The sequence below is a fragment of the Actinosynnema pretiosum genome, assembly GCF_002354875.1.
Lineage (GTDB): Bacteria > Actinomycetota > Actinomycetes > Mycobacteriales > Pseudonocardiaceae > Actinosynnema > Actinosynnema auranticum.
The window spans coordinates 7,797,173-7,817,625 of record NZ_CP023445.1 but is presented as its reverse complement, the minus strand read 5'-3'; the positions used below and the strand labels follow the sequence as shown (position 1 = coordinate 7,817,625).

The 20,453-nt window shown below is 73.1% G+C and carries 18 protein-coding genes and 4 tRNA genes; 15 read left to right on the top strand and 7 right to left on the bottom strand.

Annotation, left to right across the window (positions count from 1 at the left end):
- The first annotated feature begins 23 nt into the window (after window positions 1-23).
- The 5 genes from CNX65_RS33590 to CNX65_RS33570 are packed head-to-tail and all read left to right on the top strand — an operon-like array spanning window position 24 to window position 3,815.
- On the top strand, window positions 24-395 hold the full coding sequence (locus CNX65_RS33590; RefSeq protein WP_157767948.1) for a WhiB family transcriptional regulator: 372 nt from the start codon (window positions 24-26) through the stop codon (window positions 393-395).
- A 15-nt stretch (window positions 396-410) separates the two neighbouring features.
- Window positions 411-1,121 (top strand): hypothetical protein, encoded by a 711-nt coding sequence (locus tag CNX65_RS33585; RefSeq protein WP_096497288.1) that lies wholly within the window; start codon window positions 411-413, stop codon window positions 1,119-1,121.
- An 8-nt stretch (window positions 1,122-1,129) separates the two neighbouring features.
- Window positions 1,130-2,440: a replication initiator gene (locus tag CNX65_RS33580; RefSeq protein ID WP_096497287.1), complete on the top strand. Its 1,311-nt coding sequence runs from the start codon at window positions 1,130-1,132 to the stop codon at window positions 2,438-2,440.
- On the top strand, window positions 2,437-2,616 hold the full coding sequence (locus tag CNX65_RS33575) for a helix-turn-helix transcriptional regulator (RefSeq protein WP_096497286.1): 180 nt from the start codon (window positions 2,437-2,439) through the stop codon (window positions 2,614-2,616). The genes CNX65_RS33580 and CNX65_RS33575 overlap by 4 nt, the downstream gene beginning before the upstream one ends.
- The gene (locus tag CNX65_RS33570) at window positions 2,616-3,815 is read left to right on the top strand and encodes a tyrosine-type recombinase/integrase (protein WP_096497285.1); all 1,200 of its coding nucleotides are present in this window, start codon (window positions 2,616-2,618) and stop codon (window positions 3,813-3,815) included. The genes CNX65_RS33575 and CNX65_RS33570 overlap by 1 nt, the downstream gene beginning before the upstream one ends.
- A gap of 52 nt (window positions 3,816-3,867) precedes the next feature.
- Here CNX65_RS33570 and CNX65_RS33565 read toward each other — a convergent pair.
- Window positions 3,868-3,943: transfer RNA gene (locus tag CNX65_RS33565), tRNA-Lys, on the bottom strand.
- Window positions 3,944-4,100: 157 nt separating this feature from the next.
- On the opposite strand from CNX65_RS33565, the gene CNX65_RS33560 reads away from it, so the two are divergent.
- The 3 genes from CNX65_RS33560 to CNX65_RS33550 are packed head-to-tail and all read left to right on the top strand — an operon-like array spanning window position 4,101 to window position 11,529.
- A complete protein-coding gene (locus tag CNX65_RS33560; protein ID WP_096497284.1) occupies window positions 4,101-4,676 on the top strand; it encodes a hypothetical protein in 576 nt (191 codons plus the stop codon).
- A gap of 14 nt (window positions 4,677-4,690) precedes the next feature.
- The gene (locus CNX65_RS33555; protein WP_096497283.1) at window positions 4,691-6,697 is read left to right on the top strand and encodes an SPFH domain-containing protein; all 2,007 of its coding nucleotides are present in this window, start codon (window positions 4,691-4,693) and stop codon (window positions 6,695-6,697) included.
- Window positions 6,694-11,529: a DNA repair ATPase gene (locus CNX65_RS33550; RefSeq protein WP_096497282.1), complete on the top strand. Its 4,836-nt coding sequence runs from the start codon at window positions 6,694-6,696 to the stop codon at window positions 11,527-11,529. Before CNX65_RS33555 ends, CNX65_RS33550 begins: the two co-directional genes overlap by 4 nt.
- Window positions 11,530-11,581: 52 nt before the next feature.
- Here the strand turns inward: CNX65_RS33550 and CNX65_RS33545 are convergent, their stop codons facing one another.
- On the bottom strand, window positions 11,582-12,232 hold the full coding sequence (locus tag CNX65_RS33545; protein WP_157767947.1) for a hypothetical protein: 651 nt from the start codon (window positions 12,230-12,232) through the stop codon (window positions 11,582-11,584).
- 173 nt (window positions 12,233-12,405) lie between these two features.
- Here CNX65_RS33545 and CNX65_RS33540 point away from each other — a divergent pair, with 173 nt between their 5' ends.
- From CNX65_RS33540 to CNX65_RS33530, 3 genes are all read left to right on the top strand, one after another.
- Window positions 12,406-13,254: an oxygenase MpaB family protein gene (locus CNX65_RS33540; protein ID WP_177154556.1), complete on the top strand. Its 849-nt coding sequence runs from the start codon at window positions 12,406-12,408 to the stop codon at window positions 13,252-13,254.
- 217 nt (window positions 13,255-13,471) lie between these two features.
- Window positions 13,472-14,299 carry a glutamate ABC transporter substrate-binding protein gene (locus tag CNX65_RS33535; RefSeq protein ID WP_096497280.1) on the top strand — a complete coding sequence of 276 codons (828 nt, stop codon included), beginning with the start codon at window positions 13,472-13,474 and terminating at the stop codon, window positions 14,297-14,299.
- A gap of 215 nt (window positions 14,300-14,514) precedes the next feature.
- Window positions 14,515-14,718 (top strand): cold-shock protein, encoded by a 204-nt coding sequence (locus CNX65_RS33530; RefSeq protein WP_015805473.1) that lies wholly within the window; start codon window positions 14,515-14,517, stop codon window positions 14,716-14,718.
- A 184-nt stretch (window positions 14,719-14,902) separates the two neighbouring features.
- Here CNX65_RS33530 and CNX65_RS33525 read toward each other — a convergent pair whose 3' ends face one another.
- From CNX65_RS33525 to CNX65_RS33510, 4 genes are all read right to left on the bottom strand, one after another.
- Entirely contained in the window at window positions 14,903-15,217 is a 315-nt protein-coding gene (locus tag CNX65_RS33525) for a hypothetical protein (protein WP_096497279.1), read from the bottom strand.
- Between the two features lie 201 nt (window positions 15,218-15,418).
- Window positions 15,419-17,638 (bottom strand): heavy metal translocating P-type ATPase, encoded by a 2,220-nt coding sequence (locus CNX65_RS33520; protein ID WP_096497278.1) that lies wholly within the window; start codon window positions 17,636-17,638, stop codon window positions 15,419-15,421.
- 5 nt (window positions 17,639-17,643) lie between these two features.
- Entirely contained in the window at window positions 17,644-17,850 is a 207-nt protein-coding gene (locus tag CNX65_RS33515) for a heavy-metal-associated domain-containing protein (RefSeq protein WP_096498124.1), read from the bottom strand.
- 64 nt (window positions 17,851-17,914) lie between these two features.
- Window positions 17,915-18,241, bottom strand: coding sequence for a hypothetical protein (locus CNX65_RS33510; protein ID WP_096497277.1), 327 nt, complete (start codon window positions 18,239-18,241; stop codon window positions 17,915-17,917).
- 165 nt (window positions 18,242-18,406) lie between these two features.
- On the opposite strand from CNX65_RS33510, the gene CNX65_RS33505 reads away from it, so the two are divergent.
- The 4 genes from CNX65_RS33505 to CNX65_RS33490 all read left to right on the top strand — a co-directional run bounded on the left by CNX65_RS33505 (window position 18,407) and on the right by CNX65_RS33490 (window position 19,566).
- The gene (locus CNX65_RS33505) at window positions 18,407-18,652 is read left to right on the top strand and encodes a hypothetical protein (protein ID WP_015805468.1); all 246 of its coding nucleotides are present in this window, start codon (window positions 18,407-18,409) and stop codon (window positions 18,650-18,652) included.
- Window positions 18,653-19,274: 622 nt separating this feature from the next.
- Window positions 19,275-19,347, top strand: a tRNA-Glu gene (locus CNX65_RS33500).
- 34 nt (window positions 19,348-19,381) lie between these two features.
- Window positions 19,382-19,455: transfer RNA gene (locus tag CNX65_RS33495), tRNA-Asp, on the top strand.
- 34 nt (window positions 19,456-19,489) lie between these two features.
- A tRNA-Phe gene (locus CNX65_RS33490) sits at window positions 19,490-19,566 on the top strand.
- Window positions 19,567-19,662: 96 nt separating this feature from the next.
- Here CNX65_RS33490 and CNX65_RS33485 read toward each other — a convergent pair.
- A complete protein-coding gene (locus tag CNX65_RS33485; RefSeq protein ID WP_096497276.1) occupies window positions 19,663-20,433 on the bottom strand; it encodes a hypothetical protein in 771 nt (256 codons plus the stop codon).
- Window positions 20,434-20,453: the final 20 nt, after the last annotated feature.

The following is a 20,453-nucleotide window of genomic DNA, read 5'->3' as shown; positions in this document are numbered from 1 at the left end:
CCGTCACCACCGGGAGGTTCCCCGTGTCCGAGTACACCATGCACTTCAGCGCCGAACGGATCGCCGGGGCGCTCACCACGCCCCCGCCCGGCTACTACGCCCACCGCGTCCTGATGACCCTGCTGTTCGGGGCGACAGGAGAGCCGCCCGCGTGGCGGCAACAGGCCGCCTGCGCAGGTCAGGACACCGAAGCCTTCTTCGCCATATCGCCGACGAAGGAGGTGCGGGAGCTGTGCGCGAACTGCCCCGTCGCCGAGCTGTGCCGGGAAGACCAGATGGCCTGGGAGGACGGCGCGCGGCTGCGTCGCCTGCACGCGGGCGGGATGTACGGCGGCCTGACCAACGGCGACCGCCGCGCCCTGCGGGCCAAGCGCCGACGCGGTGAGGTCGCATGACAAGGGCGGAAACCGTTGTCCGGTAACGAGACACGGGCAGTTCGCAAGCTCCGCGCCCGTCTCGATGAAGCCCGCCAACTCCATGCGCTCACCGATGATCCGCTGTTGCGGGCGGTCCGGATGGAACGCTTCCGGGCCTCGGTCACCCGCTCCCTGTGGTTCTTTCTCGCACTCGGCCTGGGGTTCACCACGACCGGCGTGCACGAGTTCCTAGCCGGACAGCTCGACCCGTCCCACCCGATGTGGTGGGGCGCGTGGCTGGTGGAACCCGGCCTGGCCGGAATCCTGATCACCTTGCTGCGCTGGGAAGCCGAAATGCTCGCGCGCGGCCTGGACCCCGAAGCCCGCCCGGTTCGTCAACTCAAGCGCCTCCTGCTGGGCGCAACCCTGATCACCAACGTTTGGGCCTCCCTCCGCCCCGTGACCGGCGGGATCAACGCCGGAATGGTGTTCCTGCACCTGGTGATCCCGCTCGTGGTGTTCCTGATCGCCGAGGCCATGCCGGTCATCCAGCACCGCTGCGCTACCACCCGGCCCGAACCGGTCCCCACCGTCCCGACCCCGCGCCCCGCCCTCAAGCTGCCCGCCCACCTCCACGAGGCGCTGGCCAGCAAAGCGGCCCAAGTCCGCGGTGAGGGCCGTCCCGTCACCCCGGCCGACGTGCAGGCCGCGGTGAACGTCCCCGACGCCTACGCCGTCAAGCTCGCCGCCCAACTCAACCAGTGAGGCCCCACATGGTCCTGACCCTCTACGACCGCATCACCGACCGCGTCCAACGCCCCGACTACCAGCACTGGCGTACCCAGGTCGCCGCCACACGCGGCTGCGCCGCCCCGATCCGCCTGTCCGGGGCCTGGCAACTGCACGACCGCCACACCAACACCGTCCTGGCCCACCTGGGCGGGGAGGTGCTGGTGCCCTGCGGCAACCGCCGCGCCTCGGTCTGCCAAGCCTGCTCCGACCGCTACGCCGCCGACGCCTTCCACCTCCTGCGCGCCGGACTCTCCGGCGGCACCAAGGACGTCCCCACCAGCGTGGCGGACAAGCCCCGCGTGTTCGCCACCCTGACCGCCCCGTCCTTCGGCGCGGTCCACAACCGCCCCACCACCCGTACGGGCAAGGCCCGCCCCTGCACCGGCTGCGGCCACTTCCACCACCCCGACGACCCGCGCATCGGCGGCCCGGTCGGTGAGTACGACTACGTCGGCGCGGTTCTGTGGCAGGCCCACGCCGGGGCCCTGTGGCACCGCTTCACCATCGCCCTGCGCCGCCACCTCGCCCACGCGGTCGGGCTCACGGTCCGCGAGTTCGGCGACCACGCCCGCCTCTCGTACGCCAAGGTCGCCGAGTACCAGCGACGCGGCCTGGTCCACTTCCACGCCGTCATCCGCCTCGACGGCCCCGAAGGCACCACCGACCCAGCACCCCCGTGGGCCACCACGGACCTCCTGGACGAGGCGATCCGGGGCGCGACCCGCGCGGTCACCATCACCACCTGCCACCCCGACGGCCTCGCCCTCGACCTCCACTGGGGGCAGCAGGTCGACGTCCGCCCCATCCGCAGCGACCAGGCCGACTCGGCCGCGCTGGCCGGCTACGTGGCCAAGTACGCCACCAAGGGCACCGGCGCCCGCGACACCCCTGACCGGCCCATCCGCTCACAACTGGACATCGACCACCTCCCGGTCTCCGCACACCACCGGCGGATGGTGCAGACCGCCTGGGACCTGGGCGAACACGACCACTACGCCGACCTCAACCTGCGCAAGTGGGCCCACATGCTCGGCTTCCGAGGCCACTTCCTGACCAAGTCCCAGCACTACTCCACCACCTTCAAGCGCATCCGCGACGACCGCCGCGCCTACCGCGCCACCGAAGCCCTCACCCGCCTCGACCTGACCGCCGAGGACGTCGTGGTGGTCAACCACTGGACCTACATCGGCTCCGGCCACGCCAACGACGCAGAACGCGAACTGGCCGCAGCCATCGCCGAACGACTCCGCGCCCAACGCAAGCGCGAACACACCGAGGAGGAGCCAGCATGAACGAGCTGTGGGACATCGAGCAGGTCGCCGCGTACCTCCGCGTGCCGGTGAACACGATCTACCAGTGGCGCACCCGGAAGTACGGTCCGCCCGCGCGCAGGATCGGCAAGCACCTGCGCTTCTACGCCGAGGACGTGCGGGCCTGGTTCGCCGCCCTGCCGACAGAGGCGGCCTGATGCCGCGCCCGCCCATGCCGGTGGGGACGCACGGCAAGATCAGGATCACGCGCCTCGGCCCCAAGAAGTACCGGGCGGAGTGCCGCTACCGCGACTTCAGCGGCAAGGTCTACGAGGTCGAGCGGACCGGTGCGAGTCGCACGGACGCCGAGAACCGGCTCAAGGCCGCTGTCCGCGACTGGGTGAGCCCGGTGGCGGGGGCCGAGATCACGGCGTCCGCGAGGTTCCGGGACGTGGCGGTGCTGTGGCTGGCCGAGGTCGAGCGCGACGCCGAGCGGGAGTTCCGGTCGTGGGGCACGGTCGACACCTACCGGAACCGGCTTGAGGGGATCGTCCTGCCCGCCGTGGGGGACCTGCGGATGAACGAGGTGTCCACGCGGGTCTTCGACGCGCTGTGCAAGCGGGTGCGCGACGCCTCCAGCGCCAGTTCGGCCAAGACCGTGCGTGCGGTGCTCAGCGGGGTGTGCGACTACGCGATCCGGAACGGGGCGCTGGAGTCCAACCCGGCCAGGGAGATCACGCGCTTGGAGAGCAGGCGGGCGAAGAACAAGCCGGTGAAGTCTCGGGCGTTGAGCGCGGCGGAGGCGCTGGACCTGCTCGGCAAGCTGGACGCCGATCCGGCAGCGGTCCAGGCCGACCTGCCGGACCTGGTCCGGTTCTTCCTGGCCACGGGGGAGCGGACCGGTGAGGCCCTGTGCGCCCACTGGGCTGACCTGGACGAGTCGGCGCGGGAGCTGACCATGTCGGGCAACGTCATCCGGGCTCGCGGCAAGGGGCGGGTGGTCAACCGGGGCAAGACGGAGAACGCGATCCGGCCGATCCCGCTGCCCGACTGGTGCACGGAGATGCTGGTGGAGCGGCGTGCGAAGGCCGAGGTGGCCTCGGGGCTGATCTTCCCCAGTTCCACCGGGACGATCCGGGAGGCGACCAACGTGCGCAACCGCGCGTGGAAGCCGTTCCTCGTCCGCGCGGGCTACGAGTGGGTGACCTTCCGGACCTTCCGGCGCACGGTCGCGACCCTGCTGGACGAGGCCGGGCTGACGGCTCGGCAGATCGCCGACATCCTCGGCCACTCGCGGCCGTCGATGACGCAGGACGTCTACATGGGGCGGCGGGTGCGGAGCCGGGCCGGGGCCGACGCGCTCAGCGCTGTGATCAGGGAAAACGCTGGGGGAGAGGCCGTTGAAAAAGAGGGGTAAACGCGGGGTTGATCTCCGCCGTGGCCTGCCCCGCATCGCTGACCTGCTGCTTTGGTGGGCCGCCAGGGACTCGAACCCTGAACCCGAAGATTAAAAGTCTCCTGCTCTGCCAATTGAGCTAGCAGCCCTCACCCCACAGCTTAGCGGAGCGCGCCCCCTCCTGGCCCGTCCCCGACCCCCACCTCCTCCCCACGCCCCGTGTGCCGCCCGACACGTTCCGCCGTTCCCCCACGCGCACCCCCTGCGTCCAGCTATCTTCGCCGCAAGACGAAGCTGGGAGGTTCGTTGGGAGAGTTCGCCGCCGCCGCGCTGTCGTTCCCCGCCGTCGTGCTCGGGGTTCCGCTGGTCCTGGTGGTGGTGTTCTGGCTCCTCGCCGTCCTCGGCGTGCTCGACTCCGACGACGTCGGCTTCGAGCTGGGGCTCGGGCTCGGGGACTTCCCGGCCGCCATCTCCGTCTCGATCCTCGTCGCCTTGTCCTGGTTCGGCTCGCTGGCCGGTGGGGTGCTGCTCGACCAGGCGCAGCTCGAACCCGTCCCGCGCACGCTGCTGGGCGTCGGGCTGCTGCTGCTGTCGCTGCTGCTCGGGCTGCTCCTCACCCGCCTCGCGGTCGAGCCGTTCCGCAAACCCGAGCGGCCCGCTTCGCGGAATGACTTCGTCGGGCTCACCTGCGTCGTGCGGACCGGCACGGTCACCTCCGACTTCGGGCAGGCCGAGGTCACCTCGGGCGACGGCTCGTCAGCGCTCGTGCAGGTGCGGCAGACCGGTCGCGACCCCTTCGCGGCGGGGGACACGGCCGTGATCTACCAGTACGACCCGGACGGCGAGTTCTTCTGGGTCGTGCCGCTGAACTCTTCGCTGTAGGGGGTTTTCCGGGAATGGGTGCCATCACCACGGGCCTCGGCGTGCTCATCGCCGTCGGCGCTCTCGTCCTGATCGCGCTGCTGGTCGTCGTCAGCCGGTTGTTCCGCAAGGTCGAGCAGGGCAAGGCCCTGATCGTGTCCAAGGTGCGCAAGGTGGACGTGACGTTCACCGGAGCCGTCGTCATGCCGGTGCTGCACCGCGCCGAGATCATGGACATCTCGGTCAAGACGATCGAGATCCGCCGCGCGGGCACCGAGGGCCTGATCTGCCAGGACAACATCCGCGCCGACATCCGGATCACGTTCTTCGTGCGCGTCAACAAGACCGTCGAGGACGTCATCAAGGTCGCCCAGGCGATCGGCACCGCGCGCGCCAGCGACGAGGCCACCCTGCAGGAGCTGTTCAACGCCAAGTTCTCCGAGGCGCTCAAGACCGTCGGCAAGCAGCTCGACTTCGTCGACCTCTACACCCACCGCGACGAGTTCCGCGACCGCATCATCCGGGTCATCGGCACCGACCTCAACGGCTACAGCCTGGAGGACGCGGCGATCGACTACCTGGAGCAGACGCCGATGGCGCAGCTCAACCCGACGAACATCCTCGACGCTCAGGGCATCCGCAAGATCACCGAGCTGACGGCGATCGAGCACGTGCGCACCAACGAGTTCCAGCGCACCGAGGAGAAGGAGATCACCCGCCAGAACGTCGAGGCGCGCGAGACGATCCTGGAGCTGGAGCGCCGCCAGGCCGACGCGGAGATCAAGCAGAAGCGCGAGGTCGAGACGCTGCGGGCGCGCGAGGAGGCCGAGATCGCCAAGGTGCAGGCCGAGGAGCGGCTCAAGGCCAGCGCCGCGCACCTGCGCACCGAGGAGCAGCTCGGCATCCAGCACGAGAACAAGAACCGCGAGATCGCCGTCGCCGAGAAGAACCGCGAGCGCGTGATCGCGATCGAGTCCGAGCGCATCGAGAAGGACCGGCTGCTGGAGGTCGTCTCCCGCGAGCGCGACACCGAGCTGGCGCGCATGGCCGCCGAGCGCGAGGTCGAGGGCGAGAAGCGCTCGGTCGCCGAGGTCGTGCGCGAGCGCGTCGCCGTGGAGAAGACGGTCGCCGAGCAGGAGGAGAACATCAAGCGGCTGCGGGCCGTCGAGGAGGCCGAGCGGGAGCGCCAGGCCACCGTCATCCGCGCCGAGGGGCAGGCCCAGGAGGGCCTGGTCAAGGACATCAAGGCCGCTGAGGCCGCCGAGGCCGCCGCGAAGTTCAAGGCCCGCGAGGAGCTCGTGCTCGCCGAGGCCCGCCAGCAGGCCGCCGAGCTGGACGCCCGCGCCATGATCCGCCTCGCCGAGGGCAAGCAGGCCGACGCCGCCGCCGAGGGCCTGGCCGACGCGCAGGTCCGCGAGCGCTCCGCCGCCGCCGTGGAGAAGGTCGGCCGCGCCGAGGCCGTCGTGGAGCGCGAGAAGGCCCTCGTCGCCGCCGAGGCCATCCGCGAGAAGCTCAAGGGCGAGGCCGAGGGCCTGGCCGACAAGGCGGGCGCCATGGCCGCCATGGACGAGGTCACCCGCGGCCACGAGGAGTACCGCCTGCGCCTGGAGGCCGAGAAGGAGATCCGCCTCGCGGGCCTCCACGTGCAGCGGCAGGTCGCCGAGTCGCAGGCCGCCGTGCTGGCCGCCGGGCTGGAGAAGGCCGACATCGACATCGTCGGCGGCGAGACCGCGTTCTTCGAGCGCGTCGTCGGCGCGATCTCGGTCGGCAAGGGCGTCGACGGGTTCGTCGAGCACTCCGACGTCGCCCGCACCCTGGTCGAGCCGTGGCTGAACGGCAAGGCCAGCTTCACCGAGGACATCACCCGCGTCCTCGGCTCGTTCGGCACCGAGGACGTCAAGAACCTCACCGTGTCCGCCGCGCTCCACCACATGATCAGCGCGGGCGGCCCCGACGCCGACAAGCTCCGCAAGCTGCTCGACCACGCCACCCGCCTCGGCGTCGCCGAGCGCCCCGTCGCCGCCCTCGCCGCGCAGTCGTGACGGCCGCCCTCGACGCGGGCGCCTACGAGATCCTCCGGGCCCGGCTGGCCGACCAGGCCGCCGGGCTCGCCGGGGCGGCCGAGGCGCTCAACACCCGCAGGCTGGAGGCGTTCGGCGGCGCGGAGCTGCGGCTCCTCGGCACCGAGCAGGTCCGCACCGGCGCGAACCTGGTCCCGGTCGACGTGGTCGAGGTCGCGGGCCGCCTGCTCGTCGGCTACCACGCCCCGGCCGCGCTGCGCGTCGACGAGACCGCCGTCGCCGAGGTCCTCTCCCTGCACCGCCGCGCGGCGGGGACCGGCGGGCAGCCCGACGTGGACGGCTCGGCGACCCTGCTCGACGCCGGGGACGACGACCTGCCCGGCCTCCTGGACGACCCCGGCTTCCTGCGCGACTTCGCCGAGCTGCACCGCTACTACCGCCAGGCCCGCCTGGTCCGGCTGCGCCGGGTCGAGGGCAGGCTGCTCGCGGTGTTCCAGACCGGCGCCCGCGCCCAGGACATCCGGGTGCTGCGCTGGGAGGTCGGCGTCGACGGCGCCGTGCGCTACCTGGACAACCGGGGCGAGCGCGACCACGTCCACCCGCCGACCCACGACTTCACCTGGACCCCGGCCACCCGCGAGGACCACGTCCTCGGCCGCCACCCGCACATCTCCGTGCTGGGCGAGGTGTTCGTCTCGGCGGTCGGCGGCTCGCTGGTGATCAAGACCGAGAACGACCCCGACTCGGACCGCGCGGTCCTGCGCGAGCCGGTCGACGACCCGCTGCAGAGCCTGGCCGACGCCGACGTCGAGCACGCCCGCGTCGGCCCGCTGGTGCTGATCCGGGTCCGCCCGTACAACGAGACCGCCTGGCGGCACCTGGTCTTCAACACCCGCACCGGCGCCGCGACCCGCCTCGACGGCATCGGCGCCTCCTGCGTGCGGCTGCCCGACGACCAGGGCCTGGTCTTCCCCGGCGGCTACCTGCTGGCCACCGGCGCGGCCCGCACGTTCGACGGCGTGGACACCGGCGGCCTGGCGTTCGACCGCGTCGTCCGCTCGCCCAACGGCGAGGACGTCCTCTACGCCTTCCGCGCCGCCGACCGCGCGCTCCTGCTGCCCTACAACGTGATCCGCAAGGAGGTCGCCGCCCCGCTGCCGTGCCGGGGGCACGCGCTGTTCGACGACGGCGGCCTCGTGCTGCTGCGCGCGGGCGGCGACGAGCCGACCAGGGTGCACCCGGTGCAGGTGTGGCTGACCCCGTTCCAGTCCGACACGCACGCCGCCGCCCAGCGCACCGGGACCGGACCGCTGGAGCGGGTCGGCAACGCGGACCTGGTGCGCGGCATCTCCGACTGCCTGTCGGTGGTGGCCGCCGCCGAGGAGAGCGAGCCGACCGCCGCGGTGTTCGAGGCGCTGATCGCCGCGTGCGCCAGGGTCGTGGACACCCACCACTGGCTCGGCGACGCCGACCTCGGCGACCTGCGCACCCCGGTCACGCGGCTGCGCGCCACCGCGCGGCTGGTGCTCGACGAGTTCGAGACGGTCCGCGAGCTCACCGCGCAGGCCGAGGGCGCGCTGTCCGACGCCGACGAGCGGGTCACCGCGCTGCTGCGCCGCGCGCACAGCGACGTGCTCGACACCGCCGACGCCTGGGTGCGGCTGCTCACCGACCTGCGCGGCGCGCAGGGCAACCTGGTGACGCTCAAGGAGGTGCGCTACGCCGACGACGAGCGCATCGACGGCCTGGTGTCCACCCTGGACGGTGAGATCGCCTCGGTCGGCGCCCGCGCCGTCGCGTTCCTCGGCCGCGAGGACGCCTTCGCCGCGCACCAGGAGCAGGTGGACTCGCTGCTGGCCAAGGCGACCGAGCTGCGCACCACCGCCGAGGCCGCCCCGCTGGCGCAGGAGCTGCTCGCCCAGCAGCGCGGCCTCGAGGTGCTCACCGAGGTCGTCGGCGGGCTCGACATCGCCGACGCCACCGCCCGCACCTCGGTGCTGGAGCGCATCGGCTCCGTGCTGGCCGGCCTCAACCGGGTCCGCGCCACCGTCGACGGCCGCCGCCGCGACCTGGTCGCCGCCGAGGGCCGCGCCGAGTTCGCCGCCGAGCTGGCGCTGCTCGGCCAGGCCGTCACCGGCGCGATCGCCGTCGCCGACACCCCGGAGCGCTGCGACGAGCAGCTCGGCGGGCTGCTGCTCAAGCTGGAGAACCTGGAGTCCCGCTTCGGGGAGTTCGACGACTTCCTCGCCCGGCTGGCCGACCGGCGCACCGACGTCTACGAGGCGTTCTCCTCCCGCAAGCAGGCGCTGCTGGACGAGCGCGCCCGCCGCGCCGACCGGCTCGCCGCCTCCGCCGACCGGGTGCTCGCGGGCGTGGCCCGCCGGGTCGTCGGCCTGTCCTCGCAGGACGAGGTCAACACCTACTTCGCCTCCGACCCGATGGTCGCCAGGCTGCGCGCGGTCGCCGACGAGCTGCGCGGCCTCGGCGACCAGGTGCGCGCCGAGGAGCTGGACGGCCGCGTGCTGGCCGCCAGGCAGGAGGCCGGGCGGGCGCTGCGCGACCGGCTGGAGATGTTCGACGGCGACGCGATCAAGCTGGGCGCCCACCGGTTCGCGGTCAACACCCAGCCCGTCGACGTGACGCTCGTGCCCAAGGACGGCGGCATGGCGTTCGCGGTCACCGGCACCGACTTCCGCGCGCCCGTGCGCGATCCGGGGTTCGCGGGCACCGCGCCGTTCTGGTCGCAGGCCGTGGTCTCCGAGACCGCCGAGGTCTACCGCGGCGAGCACCTCGCCGCGTCCGTGCTGGCCGAGCAGCCCGCCGACGAGCTGCGCGCCGGGGCCGAGGCCGGGACGCTGCCCGAGCTGGTCAGGCACGTCGCCGAGAGCAGGCTGGACGAGGGCTACGAGCGCGGCGTGCACGACCACGACGCCGCGCTGCTGCTGGCCGAGCTGGTCCGCCTCGCCGACGGCGCCGACGTGCTGCGCTACCCGCCCGCGTCCCGCGCCGCCGCCCAGTACCTGTGGGCGGGCGCCGACGAGGACGACCGCCGCCGCTGGTCGCTGCGCGCCGCGTCGCTGGGCCGCGCGCGGGCCAGGTTCGGCCGCTCCGCCGCCGTCGACGCGCTGTGCGCCGAGCTGGGCGAGCGCGCGGGCGACCCGACCGCGGGCGAGTACCTGTTCGAGGAGCTGTGCCGCGCCCCGCTGGCGTTCGCCTCCGGGGCGAGGGCCCGCGCGCTGACCGAGGCGTTCCACCGCGCGCTCGGCGACCGCGCCGAGCTGGACGCCGACCTCGCCGCGCTCGCCGACGACGCCGGTGCCCGCCGCGCCCTCGTGGAGGGCTGGTACGAGGCGTTCCTCGGCGGCGTCGCCGACCCGGACCTGCCGGAGGCCGTGGCCGCCGAGGTGTGCCCCGACCTGCCGCGCCGCGCGGTCGACGCGCCCGTCGAGTCCGAGGTGACCGGCCTGCTCGGCGACCACCCGAGGATCAGCGGCGGGCGGCTGGCCGTGCGGCTGGACGAGCTGCTGGCCAGGACCGCCGCGTTCCGCGCCGACCGGGTGCCCGCGTTCCGCGCCTACCAGCGGCTGCGCAACGACCTGGTCGCCCGCGAGCGCGACCGGCTGCGGCTGGACGAGCACCGGCCCAAGGTCATGGGCGCGTTCGTGCGCAACCGGCTGCTCGACGAGGTCTACCTGCCGCTGATCGGCGACAACCTCGCCAAGCAGCTCGGCGCGACCGGCGACGCCAAGCGCGCCGCCCAGATGGGCCTGCTGCTGCTCATCTCCCCGCCCGGCTACGGCAAGACCACCCTGGTCGAGTACGTCGCCGACCGCCTCGGCCTGCTGCTGGTCAAGGTCAACGGCCCCGCGCTCGGGCACGGCGTCACCAGCGTCGACCCGGCCGACGCGCCGAACGCCACCGCCCGCCAGGAGGTCGAGAAGGTCAACTTCGCGCTGGAGGCGGGCAACAACGTCCTGCTGTACCTGGACGACGTGCAGCACACCTCCCCGGAGTTCCTGCAGAAGTTCATCTCGCTGTGCGACGGGCAGCGCCGCATGGAGGGCGTCTGGGAGGGCCGCACCAGGACGTACGACCTGCGCGGCAAGCGGTTCGCGGTGTGCATGGCGGGCAACCCGTACACCGAGTCCGGCAAGCGGTTCCGCATCCCCGACATGCTCGCCAACCGGGCCGACGTGTGGAACCTCGGCGACGTGCTGTCCGGGCGGGAGGAGCTGTTCTCCCTGTCCTACGTGGAGAACGCGCTGACCGCGAACCCGGTGCTGGCCCCGCTGTCCTCCCGGTCCCGCGCGGACCTGGAGCTGCTGGTGCGGATGGCGGCCGGGGAGCGGATCAGCCGGGACCGGCTCGGGCACACCTACCCGGCGGCCGAGCTGGAGCAGGTGCTGTCGGTGCTGCGGAAGGTGCTGCGGCTGCGCGAGGTCGTGCTGGCGGTCAACCGCGCCTACATCGCCTCCGCGGGCCAGGCCGACGCCTCCCGCACCGAGCCGCCGTTCCTGCTCCAGGGCTCCTACCGGAACATGAACAAGCTGGTGGAGAAGGTCGTGCCCGTGATGGACGAGGCCGAGCTGGAGGCCGTCCTCGACGACCACTACCTCGGCGAGGCGCAGACCCTCACCTCCGGCGCCGAGGCGAACCTGCTGAAGCTGGCCGAGCTGCGCGGGGCGCTGGACGGGGAGCGGGCGCGCCGCTGGGCCGAGGTGAAGGCCGGGTACCTGCGGGAGCGGGCGCTCGGCGGCGGGGACGACCCGCTGACCCGCGCGGTCGGCGCGGTGGGGCTGCTGGCCGACCGGGTCGAGGAGGTCCGGAAGGCGATCGAGGGGCTGGGCGACTAGCGGGCGGGGCCCGCGGCTGCGCCCAGGTCCGCCGCGCTCAACCCGCTGCGGCTCAGTACCGGCCCCGGTCGCCGAGGAAGCAGCCGACGCCGTCCCGGTTGCTGTCCAGCCGGTGCCGGTCCTGGGCGGGCACCAGGATGATCCCGACGCCCCGGCCGCGCAGCCACGCGCACGAGTCCTCCACGTACCAGGGGATCAGCCACGGCACGCACGACCCGGTGGTCCAGTAGGCCCGGTCGCACACCCCCGACGGCTGCGTGGGCTGCGTGGTCGTCGGCGGGGTCGGCCGCACGCCCGGCGGCGGCTGGCCCGCGCCCGGCCCGGACTCCGGCGGCGCCCCGCCCTGCGGTGGGCCGCTGGGCTCCGACGGCGGCCCGCCACCGGTGCTGGGTGGCGGCTGCGCGGTGGTCGTGACGACCGGCTGCGCGGTCGTGGTCGGCGTGGTGGCGCCCTCGCCCTGCTCGCCGACCGGCTCCACCGCGGCCCTGACCTCGGTGGGCGCGGGCAGCGGCGGCGGGGTCGGCGAGCGGCCGAGCAGGTCGGTCGTGTGGGTGGCGCTGAGCACCCCCGCGCCCGGCTGCGCGACGATCCGGCGCGACTCCACCGGCCTCGGGGTGTCGGCGGCGATCAGCAGCACCGCCAGCGTCGTGGCGGCCACCGCCGCGACGCCCCCGGCGAGGAGCGCCCGTCTCCCACTGCTCATCCCCCGCACCCGTCCCGACGGCATCCCACGGTGTCACGTGGAATCGCTGGTCAGCGGCCATCCGTTACCGCTGGACGATTCTTCACCCACTCCGGGCAACGAGCGCCTCGCCCGCAAGGGTGCGGCGCGTCGGGGGGACGAGGTCTGCCCGGACGGGCAGCGCCTGGAGCACCATGGCGTGCGTGGACCAAGGACTGCTCGGCCCGATGACGGTCACCTGGCAGCTCCACGCCGACCCGGCGATGTGGGTCGCGGGGATCACCAGCCTGCACCTCCAGGCGCTGCACCCGCGCGCGGTCGCGGGAGTGGTGCAGAACTCCGACTTCCGGAGCGACCCGCTGGGCAGGCTCGTCCGCACCGCGAGCTTCGTCGGCGTCACCACCTACGGCACCACCGACCAGGCCGAGCGCGCCGCCCGGCGGGTCAGGGCGGTGCACCGGGCGCTGCGCGCCACCGACGAGCACGGCCGCGCGTTCCCGCTCGACGAGCCGGACCTGCTGCTGTGGGTGCACTGCGCCGAGGTGTCCTCGTTCGCGACCGTGGTGCGCCGCGCGGGCTACCGGCTCAGCCCCGCCCAGGTCGACCGGTACTACCGGGAGCAGCGGCGCGCGGCCGAGCTGGTCGGGCTGCGGGCGCGGGACGTGCCGGGCAGCGCGGGCGAGCTGGCCGAGTACTTCGCCGGGGTGCGCCCGCGGCTGCGCCGGACCGCCGACTCCGAGCTGGTGCGCGAGTTCCTGCGCCGCCCGCCGCTGCCCGGCCCGCTGCGGCACGCGCTGGCGGTGTACGAGCCGCTGCTGGGGCGCCTGGCGTACTCGCTGCTGCCGGACTGGGCGATCGCGCTGCACGGCCGCCCCGCCTACCCGGCGGAGCGGGCGACCCGGCTGCTGCGCGGCCTGCGGGCGGCGGCCAGGCTCGTGCCCGCGCCGCTGCGGTGGAGCGTGCCGGGCGGGCACGTGACGCGGGCGATCCGGCGCGGCGGCCTGGCCGTGGTCCCGCGCCGGGCGCTGCTGCCCCAGCCCTGACCCGATCCCCAACGCCCCTGACCCCCACCCCCTGGAAGCACATCCGGACGCGTTCGGGAAGGGTGCGAACAACCCCTTTGTTGCTCCAGAAGGGGTATGTCGTTGCGCTTTTGAGACGTACCGCACAGCCGGCATTCGGACCCGGCTGCTTAGCATTGCTGGCGGCTTGGTGCGCGATCCGCACCACGTTCCCGGACGACGAGAGGCGTGCGAGCGGATGCGTTACCGGAAGCTGGTCATGGCGATCACGGGGTCTGCGGTCCTGGCGGCGACGGCCGCCTGCGGGAGCGCGGACCAGGGCACCCTGGAGGGCAAGGCGGACGACGGCGCCCTCACCATCGGCATCCGCTACGACCTGCCCGGCATGTCCCAGCGGCGGATCGACGGCGAGTTCGTCGGCTTCGACGTCGACGTGGCCAAGTACGTCGCCGCCCAGTTCGACGTGCAGCCCTCGGGCATCACCTGGCGCGAGGTCCGGCCCGCCGACCGCGAGAAGCTGATCGCCTCCGGCGAGGTCGACCTGGTGGTCGCGAACTACTCGATCACCGAGCCGCGCAAGCAGCAGGTGGGCTTCGCGGGTCCGTACTTCCAGACCGGGCAGGGCCTGCTGGTCCGCGCGACCGAGGAGGCCATCACCGGCACCGACGCGCTCAGCGGGAAGAAGCTGTGCTCGGTGACCGGCACGACCTCGGCGGCGAAGGTCAAGGAGGAGTTCGCGCAGGACGTCGAGCTGGTCGAGTACGGCCAGTACTCGGACTGCGTGACCGCCCTGCTCGCGGAGAAGGTCGACGCCGTGACCACGGACGAGGCCATCCTGACCGGCTTCGTCGGGCAGAACCCGGAGCTGCTCAAGCTCGCGGGCGAGCCCTTCACCACCGAGCGCTACGGCATCGGCCTGGCCAAGGACGACGCCGCGGGCAGGGGCAAGGTGGCCTCGGCGATCGAGAAGATGGTGAGCACCGGGGAGTGGAAGGCGGCGCTGGACCGCAACCTCGGCAGCGCGGACATCGCCCTGCCCGAGCCGCCCGCGGTCACCGAAAAGTGATCACTCAGAAGTGATGGTTCCTCGCACTCGGTAGTGCTGGCGGGGTTGTCCCGATACTCTCGCCTGCGCAGGCCGTGGTTTCTGTGTCGTGTCACACGCTCGCGGAACAACACGCGGGCGTGCCTCTCCCCGCTTGCGTCGGCGGGGGGAACGCCCCCGGGACGGCCGGGGCCGCACCGTGCAGCCCCAAGCTTTCCTGCGATGGAGGCAGGCGGATGGCAGAGGGCACTGTCAAGTGGTTCAACGCTGAGAAGGGCTACGGCTTCATCGCCCAGTCCAACGGCGGACCTGACGTCTTCGTGCACTACTCGGAGATCCAGGGCAACGGGTTCCGCACGCTGGAGGAGAACCAGCGGGTGGAGTTCGAGATCGGCCAGGGCACGAAGGGGCCGCAGGCCCAGAACGTGCGAGCCTTCTGAGCGAACCCCGCCGGGGGCGCCGCCGACCGCGGCCGAAGGCTTCCCCACGACGGACCGAGGGCGCCGTCCCGGACCTGGGAAGGTCCGGGACGGCGCCCTCGGCGTTCGTCGGAGGGGGTCGGCCCACTGGGGAGCCTCACCCGCACAGGTGCACGCCGTACGGGCGACACCACATCACGGAGCGCTACATCATGCCGCGCTGACGCGCTTCCCACTCCAGGCGCTGCATGACCCACTCGGTCGCCAGCGCCTGCGGCGAGGTCTGCCGCTCGGCGGCCAGCTCGCGCAGCTGCTCGTTGGCCATGAGCTGGAGCCGGAGCTGGTACACCTGCGCGTTGCCGAAGCTGGAACCGGAGCCGGTCGTCTCGGTGTCGACGGTCTCCGGCGCGAGCGCGGCGAGGTACGACGTCAGCTCGTCGTCGCCACCGACCGGACCACCCGCTTCGGGTTGCTCGGAGCGGTGCTTGCTGGACCTGCGTCCCAGGGAACCAAGAGCCACCGCGCCACGATAACGGTCCGGTTGCGGAACGCCTAGGCGTGTGGCGCGGGTCACAGTATTTGTGGCATGGAGAGGCCCCCGCGCCAGGGGGAGGAACGCGGGGGCCGGAGGGGATCTCCACAGGTGCTGACCGGGGGTGTGTCAGCAATTCGGATTCTTGCACGCGCCCGTGCGCCACGGGAGTGGGTGCGCGGAAATTCTTCAGCCCGCGGTCCCGCGGAACCCGCGCAGGCGCAGGCTGTTGGAGACCACGAACAGGCTGGAGAAGGCCATCGCGGCCCCCGCGAGCATGGGGTTCAGCAATCCGAGCGCCGCGATCGGCAAACCGGCGACGTTGTAGGCGAACGCCCAGAAAAGATTTCCCTTGATGGTCCGCAGCGTTCGCCGGGACAACCGGATGGCGTCCACCGCGACCCGGAGGTCGCCGCGCACCAGCGTCAGGTCGCCCGCCTCGATGGCCGCGTCCGCGCCGGTGCCCATCGCCAGCCCGAGGTCCGCCGCCGCCAGCGCGGGCGCGTCGTTCACCCCGTCACCGATCATCGCGACCACCCGGCCCTGCTCCTGCAACCGCCGCACCGCGTCGACCTTGCCCGAGGGCAGCACCCCGGCGATCACCTCGTCGACGCCCACCTCGGCGGCCACCGCGCGCGCCACCACCTCGTTGTCCCCGGTCAGCAGCACCGGCCGCAACCCCAGCGCGCGCAGCCCGCGCACCGCCTCCGCGCTGGTCGGCTTCACCGCGTCGGTCACGCCCAGCAGCCCCAGCGGCAGCCCGTTCGCGGTCACCGCCACCACCGTGCGGCCCCGGCCCTCCAGCTCCCGCCCGGCCGCCGCCAGCTCCTCGGGCAGCCGCGCCGACGTCAACCGGCCGACCTCGACCCGCCGACCCCCCAGCACCGCCGACACCCCGACGCCCACCTCGCTCGCGAACCCGGTCACCGGCGGCAGCTCGCCGACCTCGGCCCCGGCCCCGCGCACCACCGCCGCCGCGATCGGGTGCTCCGAGCCGTGCTCGGCCGCGCCCGCCACCCGCAGCAGCTCCGCCCGCTCCACGCCCGGCGCGGGCACCACGTCCACCAGCTCCGGCCGCCCGGTCGTCACCGTGCCGGTCTTGTCCAGCACCACCGTGTCCACCCGCCGGGTCGACTCCAGCACCTCGGGCCCCTTGACCAGGATGCCCAGCTGCGCGCCCCGCCCGGTGCCCACCAGCAGCGCGGTCGGCGTCGCCAGCCCCAGCGCGCACGGGCACGCGATCACCAGCACCGCCACCGTCGCCGTCACCGCGAACTGCACCGGGGCCCCGGACAGCAGCCACCCGACCAGCGTCACCAGCGCGATGCCCAGCACCACCGGCACGAACACCGCCGACACCCGGTCCGCCAGCCGCTGCACCTCGGCCTTGCCGGACTGCGCCTGCTCGACCAGCGCCGCCATCCTGGCCAGCTGGGTGTCCCCGCCGACCCCGGTCGCCTCGACCACCAGCAGGCCGCCCGCGTTGACCGACCCGCCGACCACCCGGTCGCCGGTCCCGACCTCCTCGGGCGCCGACTCGCCGGTGACCATCGACCGGTCCACCGCCGACGCGCCCTCGACCACGACCCCGTCCGTCGCGATCCGCTCGCCCGGCCGCACCGCGAACCGGTCGCCGACCCGCAGCTCGGACACCGGGACCCGCGTCTCGCGACCGTCCCGCAGCACCGCCACGTCCTTCGCGCCCAGCGCCAGCAGCGCCCGCAGCGCGGCCCCCGCCCGCCGCTTCGACCTGGCCTCCAGCCAGCGGCCGAGCAGCAGGAACAGCGTCACGCCGACGGCCACCTCCAGGTAGACGTCACCGGTCGACGACGGGCGCGGCAGCAGGCTGAACCCGTGCGTCATGCCCAGCTCGCCCGCGCCGCCGAGGACCAGGGCGTGGACGGACCACAGGTAGGACACCGCGACGCCCATCGACACCAGGGTGTCCATCGTGCTGGCCCCGTGCCGCAGGTTGACCGCCGCCGCGCGGTGGAACGGCCAGCCGCACACCCAGACCACGGTGGTCGCCAGCGCGAGCGAGAGCCACTGCCAGGCGGGGAACTGCCAGGCCGGGACCATCGAGAGCGCGATGACCGGCACGCCGAGCACCGCGGCCAGCTGCACCCGCAGCCGGAGGTCGCCCGCGTGGTCGTCCTCCTCCGGCTCGGGGGCGCGGTCCGGTTGCGGTGCTTGCGCTCCGTAACCGGCCGCCTCGACCGTGGAGACCAGGTCCGCCACGTCCGTGCCGTCCGGGTACTCGACGCTCGCCTTCTCCGTGGCGTAGTTGACCGAAGCGGTCACCCCGTCGAGCTTGTTGAGCTTGCGCTCGATCCGGTTCGCGCACGACGCGCAGGTCATGCCGGTGATCGCCAGCTCGACCCTGCTGGTCCCGGTCTCCGCAGTCGTCATCGCCGTCAGCCCACCAGCTCGTAACCGGCCTCGGCGACGGCGGCCTCCACCTCGTCCAGGCCCAGCTCGCGGTCGCTGGTCACGGTGACGGCGCCGCTCTCCAGCACGACGGACACGTCGGTGACCCCGGCGATCCCGGTCAGCTCCTCGGTGACGGAGCTGACGCAGTGACCGCAGGTCATGCCGGTGACGGTGTAGGTGGCGACAGTCATGTCCACTCGCTCTCCTCGAAGGCCGTTTGCGCTTCCGAGGATACCCCCAGGGGGTAGTAGTGGCTCAGGCGGAGTCGTCCGACGGCTTCTCCAGCTGCGTGACCTCCCCCTCCAACTGCTCCACGAGCTGCTCCAGACCCGCGAGCATCCCGTCCAGCTCGCCCATCTTGTCGCTCATCAGCGCGTCGAGGTCGGCTTCCAGCGAGGCCAGCGACAGCCCGGCGAACACCGCCTGGGGGTCCGCGAACGGCACGTGCGGCGCGTCGGGCGTCTCAGCGCTGCTCCGCTCGGGTGAACCGGTGGTCACCTCCCCGGCCGCGGGCGCGCTCACCTCCTCGGGCGTCGGCTCGGTGGTCTGCTCCTGCTGCTTGCCGGGTTCCGGCTGGGTCATGGGGTACCGCCCTCCTGTTCGCCGCCAAGCACACCACGAGTGCTCCGGGGGCCGTGCGCTTGCACGGAAAGTAACGCTGCGTGGACCCCGAATCACTCTCCGGGGGGCTGCGGCACTTCGCAGGGCTCGCTTAGCCTCGCGCCAACCTCAAGTCGGGGAGGCGTCATGAGCGGGTCCCTAGAAGTTCGGCAGTTCCTGTGGAACCAGGACGAGATCGGGTCGAGGCCGGGCGGAGGAGGAGTCCCCGCCCAGCGAACCGGGGAGCCGTCGCGCGTCTCCGACGAACAGGTCCACCGGGCGCGGCTGTCGGTCGCGCGTGGGGCCACCAGCGCCGAGGACTGCAAGCTGCTGCTCGACATGCTCGGCCTGTCGCCGGGCGAGGACGGCGGTGTGCCGCCCGTCCAGCGGTGACCGGGCTCCGCTCCCCGCGCGTGGCGGGGGGCGGTTCACCGGCGTCGACGCACCACGAGCACCACCCGAGCCCTCCGGGGCGCGGGTGGTGCTCTGCGTTTCACGGCCTCCCCGCTCTCCGGGCCTCCAACGGGCCTGAGGCGTTCCGGGGGCGTGGCGGCGTCCGGTCGGGGTGGCCGGGTGGGCGCGCGGGTCCCGAGGGCGCCTGAGGGCCGCGCGGGGCCGGCGCCTGGTGCGCGGCGCGGGCTGCCCCTCCGTCCGCGCCCCTCCGTCCGCGCCCCTCCGCCCGCGCCCCGGCGGTCCGAGCGGTGGTGGCTCGTCCGGGTGGTGTTGGTCGGGGTGGAACGGGTAGTCGGGGGTGGGTCGCTCGGAGCGGTGAGCCCGTTCGGGGTGCCCGGTTCCCAGGGCTTACCCCCTCCTCGGCGACGAATGCGCCGGGTCGAGGGGCCCCGAGATCGTGGATTGGGCGCGGCGGTGAACCTGAAATCGCAGGTCACCTCACCTTTGGACCCCCCGTTTTGGAGTATCTGGCAGGTGTGTTCTATAGTTACGATGCTTCCAACGACAGCGGTTGGAGGGCCTGGGAAGAAGGTGGCCCACCAGGGCTGCCGGAGGAACGAGGGTCCCCATCGTCTAGCGGCCTAGGACCCCGCCCTTTCAAGGCGGTAACGCGGGTTCGAATCCCGTTGGGGGTACGCAGTAGAGTAAGGTACGATCTGCACGAAGCAAGGCCCAGTGGCGCAGTTGGTTAGCGCGTCGCCCTGTCACGGCGAAGGTCGCGGGTTCGAGTCCCGTCTGGGTCGCAAGGCTGTTCGGCTGAGGCCGGGCCAGCTACCTGGCCAGGTAGCTCAGTTGGTACGAGCGACCGCCTGAAAAGCGGTAGGTCGGCGGTTCGACCCCGCCCCTGGCCACCAACAACATTCGAGAGCCCCGCAGGGATTCCCTGCGGGGCTCTCGCTTTTCCGCGGTGTCGTCCCCGAATAGTCGCGCGCTATCCGGGAGCCGTTCGGTCAGTCGAATCGAATCACCGCGATCGCCTGGTCGTCGTGCGCTTTCGCGCGCCGCCAGCGAGTGCGATCCCGATCACGTTCCTCGGCCGCGCGGATCCGGTCCAGCACCGCCTCCGGCCCATTCCGGAATGCGATCCGCGTCACTTCCCGCCACGGGAACAGCCCGTAGTCGTCCACCCCGCAGGAGACGCCGTCGGTCGCGAGCACCGCCGTCGACACCGCGTCCCTCGGCCAGCTCCGTCGCACCGCCATCCCGGCCGCCGCCGGATCGGCCTCGGCCACCCAGAACCCGCCGGGCCGGTTCCGCCAGTCGGTGACCTTCGCCACCTTCCCGCGCAGGTCCCGGAGCCGGTGGTCGGCCACGACCTCGCCCTCCTCGGGGATCGGGCCGCCGGGCGGGCCGAACACCACGACCGGGCTGTCCGCCAGCACCAGCGCGTCCACCGTCTCGGCCGACCAGCGCAGGATCGCGACCGTGCTGGACGGCGAGTCGCCGGGGACCAGGCCGTGCCGGGCGCGGAGGCGGTCGATCGCGCCCGCCAGCTCCTCGGCCAGGTCGCCCAGCAGCGGCCCGGTGAACTGCGCGGCCAGCTCCCGCGAGTGCCAGCCGCCGTCGCGCTGCCTCGGCGTCGGCGAGGTGGCCCCGTCGAGCAGCACCACGGCGTTCTCCAGCAGGACGACCCGGTCCTCGGTGGGGCGGGGCAGCCCGTCGAGGCCGACGCCCGGCCGCTCGGCCGTGCTGATCACGGGCGTCGGGTGGGCCTGCGTCACGCCGCCAGCCTAGAGCGGCG

Excerpts from the sequence above, each read along its gene's own strand:
- CNX65_RS33515 (WP_096498124.1), bottom strand. The coding sequence starts at position 17,850 with ATGACTGTCGCCACCTACACCGTCACCGGCATGACCTGCGGTCACTGC.
- CNX65_RS33555 (WP_096497283.1), top strand. The coding sequence starts at position 4,691 with ATGGGTGCCATCACCACGGGCCTCGGCGTGCTCATCGCCGTCGGCGCT.
- CNX65_RS33530 (WP_015805473.1), top strand. The coding sequence starts at position 14,515 with ATGGCAGAGGGCACTGTCAAGTGGTTCAACGCTGAGAAGGGCTACGGC.
- CNX65_RS33570 (WP_096497285.1), top strand. The coding sequence starts at position 2,616 with ATGCCGCGCCCGCCCATGCCGGTGGGGACGCACGGCAAGATCAGGATC.
- CNX65_RS33545 (WP_157767947.1), bottom strand. The coding sequence starts at position 12,232 with ATGAGCAGTGGGAGACGGGCGCTCCTCGCCGGGGGCGTCGCGGCGGTG.
- CNX65_RS33575 (WP_096497286.1), top strand. The coding sequence starts at position 2,437 with ATGAACGAGCTGTGGGACATCGAGCAGGTCGCCGCGTACCTCCGCGTG.
- CNX65_RS33505 (WP_015805468.1), top strand. The coding sequence starts at position 18,407 with ATGAGCGGGTCCCTAGAAGTTCGGCAGTTCCTGTGGAACCAGGACGAG.
- CNX65_RS33540 (WP_177154556.1), top strand. The coding sequence starts at position 12,406 with ATGGCGTGCGTGGACCAAGGACTGCTCGGCCCGATGACGGTCACCTGG.
- CNX65_RS33535 (WP_096497280.1), top strand. The coding sequence starts at position 13,472 with ATGCGTTACCGGAAGCTGGTCATGGCGATCACGGGGTCTGCGGTCCTG.
- CNX65_RS33510 (WP_096497277.1), bottom strand. The coding sequence starts at position 18,241 with ATGACCCAGCCGGAACCCGGCAAGCAGCAGGAGCAGACCACCGAGCCG.
- CNX65_RS33520 (WP_096497278.1), bottom strand. The coding sequence starts at position 17,638 with ATGACGACTGCGGAGACCGGGACCAGCAGGGTCGAGCTGGCGATCACC.
- CNX65_RS33580 (WP_096497287.1), top strand. The coding sequence starts at position 1,130 with ATGGTCCTGACCCTCTACGACCGCATCACCGACCGCGTCCAACGCCCC.